The sequence below is a fragment of the Vibrio sp. 10N.222.48.A3 genome (assembly GCF_041475345.1).
GTDB classification, from domain to species: Bacteria; Pseudomonadota; Gammaproteobacteria; order Enterobacterales; family Vibrionaceae; genus Vibrio; species Vibrio tasmaniensis_A.
This window is the reverse complement of the sequence record NZ_JBFRVX010000561.1, coordinates 1-6,633: the sequence shown is the minus strand read 5'-3', so window position 1 is coordinate 6,633 and position 6,633 is coordinate 1. Positions and strand designations below refer to the sequence as shown.

Sequence of the window (6,633 nt, the reverse complement as noted above, 5' to 3'; positions counted from 1 at the left end):
CCAAGATTGTTTATGAACACGCTGCATTTGAAATCGATGTTGTGCTCGTAAACGATGAAAGCAGTTACATCAAAAGTCACATGACTTGAAAATAATAACAAATATGTTCACATTTATTTCATAGCGCTCGCAATAAGATAGCTTCATATTCAATATTCGAGATAAGCAATATGAAAAAATTAATTACTAGCATGTCACTACTTACAGCACTTGTTTCGGGTGCTGCTTTAGCCGAAGTGAATGGTGAAGATTTTAACGAATTCCCTAAGCAAGATGCGGCTCACTGTTTTGGTTGGGCGGCAGGCTTAGATAAAGACCAAGATTACGCTAAGTTTATTGTCGAGCTATCGAAAGATCGCACAGTGAGTGTCAAAGAAGATCCTTATATAATGGAAGAGTTCGGCACTGCAATGGGTTATTCAGAAGCGATGTTAGAATTTGCTGGGAAAGAAGCTGCGGATGCTAAATATAAACTAGTCTGCGATCCAATCAAACAAAGCTATGGCTTTTGATCGCGGGGTTTCAACGCTACGTCAAAAACTTGATGCAAAGGCTCCACATGGAGCCTTTAAAGTGTACTGACTCAGTCAGGCATTCCGAATAGTAAAACTTATTTATGAGCCTTCGCGATTTTCATTCCATGTATCCAGAACAAATTTTAATTGAACCAGGCAACAACTCGTTCTTTCAAGCTCGCATTCTTTCTCCAAATCCAATACAAGCCTTCCTCTAGCTCTTCAACGCTCATACGACTTGGCTGATAAACCGGATGGCTACCATCGTACTTGGACCAATCTTTAGTAAGAAGTCGTCCTTCTCGCTCTAGCTGACTAAAAGACTCCGAACCGGGAAACGGAATCATGTAGTGCGGGATCACCTTATCAACCTTGATATCTTCGACGAACTTCTGCGTTTGTTTGAAGATAGAAGTGTCATGTTCATCAAAACCGAACAAAAAATCTCCCCATACTTCAATACCATGAGATCTTATCTCAGCGATGTACTCTTTCATTTTAGATGGTTTCACAAAGCCTTTTTTCTGAGCCTTTAAAGCCTCTTCAGATGGCGTTTCTATGCCTAATAATACAGCTTTGAACCCTGACTTCACCGCAGCACTAAGCAATTCGGTGTCACGAGCAATCAAGACTGTCGTTTCCCCATAGAAGCTCATGTTAAGCGGCTCAATGGCCTTAAATAGTGCCAAAGCATATTCACGGTCATGAGTGAGATTGTCGGAGTGTAACTCAACCCACTCAATACCTAATGTCTTGAGATCCGCTAACTCGCTGACGATATTTTCGATTGGCCTTTTCTGGAACTTATCAAAGAACCTTGGCACTAAACAGAAGTTACATTTAAATGGGCAACCTCTTGTCACAACTACTGACCATGTATAATTGTACGCTTCAGGATTGATGATATTTGTTGGGTATGGATTGAGCATACTGAGATCGACAGGCTCGGAGCTTTCATAAATAGGCTGTAGCGAACCAAACTCAGCGTCACGGAGTAACTGAACCCAGTAGTTCTCAACTTCTCCCATCGCCAAACAATCCGCATATACTGCCGCTTCTAAAGAGTTAAACTGAGTATGTAACCCCCCGAGTATGACTGTTTTGCCTTTTTTCTTATATTTAGAAGCTAGCTCATAAGCCCGATAAGCATCTGGAGTCGACATAAATATCACCACCAAATCAGCATCATTATAAAGGTCGGCTTTTGCACCTATGGTCTCATCAACCATATCTAACTTGTACCACTTTGGTGTCGCAGCAGCGGCGGCAAAGATGTTTTGTGGAGGTCCCCCCGTAGAGGCTTTGTATTTTGAGTAATCGCTGCCAGCAGACGCTTTAATTAAATAGATTTTCATAACGTATCCTAATTATTAAATTTTGCTTTGCTACAAAGAGCTAAAAAACTCAAAGACTCTATTGTCCATATAGAAATATACCCCTCCCATCACAAACCAACTGATGATGATTAAGGTAAACAAAACTGGATGTTCTTTTAGCTCAATACGTTCAACAAAGAAGGCTTCTTTTGCGCGAAGATTTTCCCATCCCCAAAACCAGCAAAATAACCCCCAAATCAGAAGTAGATGAAACTTAAGAGCAAACAAGGCCATGGTCAGAGCCAGCAATGTTTTCCACTTAGACATTACTTCAGGCACGTTCATCTTTCTTAACTCCCAGTTATTAAACTAGGAATCATTGTAAATAGGTGTTGGTCAACTTTTGGTTAACTAATTTCAATTTAAACAATCGATTGCCAACAACATCGATGTTAAGCAATATTAGCGACCCAAGATTGTTTATGAACACGCTACACTTAAAATCAATGCAGTACTCATAATCCATAAAGGTGCCCTAACTATGACTGACACTAAGCAAAATACCCGAATTAGCCAGTTCCGTTTCGGTCAGCCAAAAGAATCTCTCAAGTTAGAACATGTCGCTTTAGGGGCGCTAGACAAAGATAAAGTTCGCGTACAAATTGAAGCGACTAACATCAACCCTAGTGATCTGTTGTCGATTTATGGTGTGGGCCAATACAAACATAGCCACCAGCCGCCGAGAGTACCGGGATTTGAAGCGGTAGGAAGAGTTGTAGAGTCCAGTCATACTGAGTTTGCGGTAAATCAGCGAGTGCTCGTAGCAACCAGTGGAACATGGCAGACCTATGTCGATGTATCACCTGATGACCTGTTCCAAATTCCTCAGCATCTAGAAAATGGCTACGCCTGTCAGTTGTACATTAATGCGCTAACTGCATGGGTGTTGACGACAGAAGTGGCTAAGCTGACCCAAGAAGATGTGTTGATCATCAACGCGGGCAGTTCAGCCATCGGTAAGATCTTCTCCCAGTTATCAGCATCACTCGGCTTCAAAATCATTGTCGTTACATCACAGCCGACACAATACCCAATCACTTCCAGTTGGGTGTTAGATGCAAACGACGATTTAGCTTCTCAAATTAAGGCTTTAGGCTTGCCGATGCCAACCGTTGCCTTTGATGCAATTGGCGGCTCACCCGGAACCGATCTTATTCACACCCTTGGCAACAACGGGCGCTTTATCAACTATGGGACGCTGTCTCTGGATTTTTACGAACCACGCTTCTTTGAGTACGCGAAAAGCCAACACATCGATTTCAGCACCTTCTTCTTACGTTATTGGGAGGAAGCGGAAGGTAAAGATGTTCGCCGTGATACGTTCACGACCATGCTAGATCACTTCATCACAAACGACATACAGCTCGACGTCGACCGCTACCTGCCATTCGATGAAGTGCAAACCGCGATTGATCTTATTGAATCGAAAACCACACGATTAGATGGCAAGATCATATTGCTTCCTTAGTACATCGTTGATCGCGATAACTTGCGCTCGTGTTAGGTAACCCTCCTAACACTGCGTTAAACGGGGGAGTTTAAAAAGACGTAATCACTTCAAATAAATAACGTTTGTATGTTTCGGTTTGCTCAACCCAGTTTCAAGTTTTTTCGACAGCGTTTCCGCACACATAGGTTTGGCTAAGAGATAACCTTGTCCGTAGTCACAGTCCGATTGCGCTAAGAAGCTTGACTGGACAGTTGTTTCAATTCCTTCAGCAACGACCTTAATACCTAGCTGGTGAGCCATTGAAACAACTGCCGCACATAAAGCTCGGTCATTCATATCGTACTCAAGATCATTGACAAAGCTTCGGTCAATTTTCAAACCATCAATATTGAACTCTCGTAAGAACCCTAGTGAAGAGTATCCGGTGCCAAAATCATCTAACCAAACTTTGATCCCCATACTCCTAAGGTCGTCCAACGTTTTCTTTGCGCTTACCTTATCAAACATTAGGGCCGTTTCGGTTACTTCTATATGTAACCTTGTAACTTCAACTTGATGTTTTTGTGTTTGATATTGGAATGTTCGGAGTGCCTTATCGCCATAGAGCTGCTTTGGAGACAGGTTTATCGCAACATAAAATTCGGGAGGAAGGTGATGTCTTAAATCCCACTCCTGAATATCTCTGCAGGCTTGCATTACTATCCAATCACCAAGTGTATGAATAATATCCGTAGCTTCAGCAATAGGAATGAACTCAATAGGAGAAATATTGCCTTTTGTAGGATGCTGCCAACGTATCAGGGCTTCAACTCCAACGACATGCCCTGCTTTCAGGTCAAACTTTGGTTGATATAAGAGCCTAAACTGAGAGAAGTCATCGATAGCGGCTCTAAGCTCCTTTTCTATGACTCCCCTTGCTAGTATCTTCTGCTCGATTTTTTGGTTGAAGAAACAGTACCTACCTTTGCCGTTTTCTTTGGCGCTGTACATTGCCATATCTGCACTTTTAACCAAGTCTTCAGAGGCGTCTCCCGAATCAGGAAATAATGCAACACCAACACTCGCACCAACCACTACCGATTCACCTACGGAATTGAGGTAAATAGGCTGTTTTAGTGAGTACACAATATCAGAGGCAAACTTAGATACTGTCTCCTTTGTCTTAACTCCTGATAAGCGGAGTAAGAACTCATCCCCTCCAACTCTTGCGATCATGCATTGAGACTCTTCCTTTGTGGTCATTTGCCCCATTTTTTTTAATGAGTTAGTTAACGTCTTAGCCACTTCACTTAACAGCTCATCTCCAGCTTGGTGCCCAAGGTTGTCATTGACTCGTTTAAACTCGTCCAAATCGATAAAAAAAACCGCAAACACCTCTTTTGACTGTTTGCATCGATGAATACACCGTTCAAGACATTTAATAAACTGAGAGCGATTCGGTAACTTAGTCAGTGGATCGTTATAAGCTAAAAACTCAACTTCCTCATTCCGCTGCTTGAGGCTTGAATCCATACTATCAAACGCCTGAGCAAGTTCTCCGAGTTCATCACTGCGCTGAATGTTGTTTGGTACTTGGAAAATCCCTTTACTGATGCGTTTCGAATGTTGTAGGAGTTGATTAATCGGACGAATCATCGTCTTAGCTAATAACATGGAAAAGAGTAAGCTGACCAGACACATGAACATCGTCAAGGTTATGCTCAACACCGCGCTATAGCTTCGACTTGACTCAGTAATATCCTTGATAATGGTGTTATTTTTCTCGATGTCGTCTTTCACAGCCTTTAAGGAGTAGCTCATCACTATGCCACCTAACCGAGTCTTATTCATCGTGATTGGCCGCGCAACAATCAGTGCTGATGAATTGATTTCTGTGTAAGCTTCTTGCTTATTCAAGACATTTTCTTGCACCCTTGGCATATCCAAGTTGGAGCCATAACCGAGTACTACATCTTCTCCTGTATGAACTATCAGACCATTAGCATCAAAAACCTTTATGAATATGACATCTTTATTTTCAAAGGCAGGCTCTAAAATAGAGTTAATATTATCGATATCATAAAAATACATCGGATCAAAAAGTGCATCTGAGAGGTACTCAACCGTTTGTTCTGCTTGACTCTGAGCTTGGGAAGTAAAGTTCTCTGCAATATTCGTTGCCGTTTCTTCTAGAATTTCATCACTATAGTATGAAGATATCAGCCACTGAGACAAGGAAAGGCAGCCCATAGTCAAAACGACCATAAGCATGTTTCCGAGAACCAATTTACCTTTTAACTTCATAAGCAATAACTTCTCTAGTTAACGGGAGATGTATTCATCAACCAGTCGTTTTTGCGCTTCCGCCCAAGAAATGCTTTCTACAATCTCTGGTGTGATAGCATCAAACTTTTTCGTCTTCTTATAGGCTTTCAAAGCCAGTTTACCTTCCTCACTTTCATGAGCCGCAAGCAATACTAAGAGCATGTTTTGCTTAAGTTCGGAGGAGAGATCAGGGCGTATTAGTACTAGTGAGCGGGGAATCGCTTGAGAAGTATGGATTACCTGTAACTGTTGTTTTACCTGCTCGGGAATTTCTTTCTCCCAATCGAGATTACTAAATGCAGCTGACGCAACAATATTACGATGAACCCAGCTCATCATGTTAGATTCTCCTCCAGACTTTGAATATTCATCGGAGAAAAAATAACCCACCTTGTCTTTCGGTGGATATTCTCTAGGGGAGCTTAGCTCATAGAGCTTATATCCTTGCCCAAGCAGTATCGCCGCAGGGACAAGAAATGCACTAGTAGAACCGACATCCTCAAAGACAACCGTTTTGCCTCGCAGATCACCTAGGGAGTCTACCCCGTTATCGCGTTTGGAAAAGAAGATTGAATGATATTCCGCCACACCGCTTTTCCATCGTCTTGCTAAAAGTTCAGCACCCGAATATTGCATTAATTCCTGTGCTGCAAACACCGTTTCAGAAACCAGATCTACCTGACCGCTTTTTATCCAACGAGCCATTTGACGAGAGTCGCGGGCGACAACAACTTGGCCTGTTTTGATACCATAGTTAGATAGGTTTTCAGCTAAGTAATCAGCAAAAGGCTGTGCACGTTTGAATGCTTTTTTGGGGTTAGAGCTAATAACCCCTATGATTATTGTTTCTTCACGCAAGGTGCTTTTCGTGTCTGCACTAACGGATACAGTGAAAAGCGAACAAACGATTACTGCTAGCAGTATAACGAACTGTTTACAAATGGACTGACAACTAAACATGCACGCACCAAAATGTGATATTTATCCC

6 protein-coding genes are annotated in these 6,633 nt (G+C 42.1%); 2 read left to right on the top strand and 4 right to left on the bottom strand.

Annotation, left to right across the window (positions count from 1 at the left end; all coding sequences use genetic code 11):
- Positions 1-170: 170 nt before the first annotated feature.
- Positions 171-512 (top strand): hypothetical protein, encoded by a 342-nt coding sequence (locus AB4653_RS15965; RefSeq protein WP_017081414.1) that lies wholly within the window; start codon positions 171-173, stop codon positions 510-512.
- A 146-nt stretch (positions 513-658) separates the two neighbouring features.
- On the opposite strand, the gene AB4653_RS15960 is transcribed toward AB4653_RS15965, so the two are convergent.
- Positions 659-1,870: a radical SAM protein gene (locus AB4653_RS15960; RefSeq protein ID WP_009845794.1), complete on the bottom strand. Its 1,212-nt coding sequence runs from the start codon at positions 1,868-1,870 to the stop codon at positions 659-661.
- 30 nt (positions 1,871-1,900) lie between these two features.
- Positions 1,901-2,176 (bottom strand): hypothetical protein, encoded by a 276-nt coding sequence (locus AB4653_RS15955; RefSeq protein ID WP_009845795.1) that lies wholly within the window; start codon positions 2,174-2,176, stop codon positions 1,901-1,903.
- 196 nt (positions 2,177-2,372) lie between these two features.
- Here AB4653_RS15955 and AB4653_RS15950 point away from each other — a divergent pair, with 196 nt between their 5' ends.
- Positions 2,373-3,359 (top strand): zinc-dependent alcohol dehydrogenase family protein, encoded by a 987-nt coding sequence (locus tag AB4653_RS15950; RefSeq protein WP_009845796.1) that lies wholly within the window; start codon positions 2,373-2,375, stop codon positions 3,357-3,359.
- Positions 3,360-3,443: 84 nt separating this feature from the next.
- Here AB4653_RS15950 and AB4653_RS15945 read toward each other — a convergent pair whose 3' ends face one another.
- Together AB4653_RS15945 and AB4653_RS15940 are read right to left on the bottom strand one after the other, a co-directional pair.
- The gene (locus AB4653_RS15945) at positions 3,444-5,624 is read right to left on the bottom strand and encodes a bifunctional diguanylate cyclase/phosphodiesterase (protein ID WP_009845797.1); all 2,181 of its coding nucleotides are present in this window, start codon (positions 5,622-5,624) and stop codon (positions 3,444-3,446) included.
- Positions 5,625-5,642: 18 nt separating this feature from the next.
- The gene (locus tag AB4653_RS15940) at positions 5,643-6,503 is read right to left on the bottom strand and encodes a phosphate/phosphite/phosphonate ABC transporter substrate-binding protein (RefSeq protein ID WP_232281795.1); all 861 of its coding nucleotides are present in this window, start codon (positions 6,501-6,503) and stop codon (positions 5,643-5,645) included.
- Positions 6,504-6,633 lie beyond the last annotated feature (130 nt).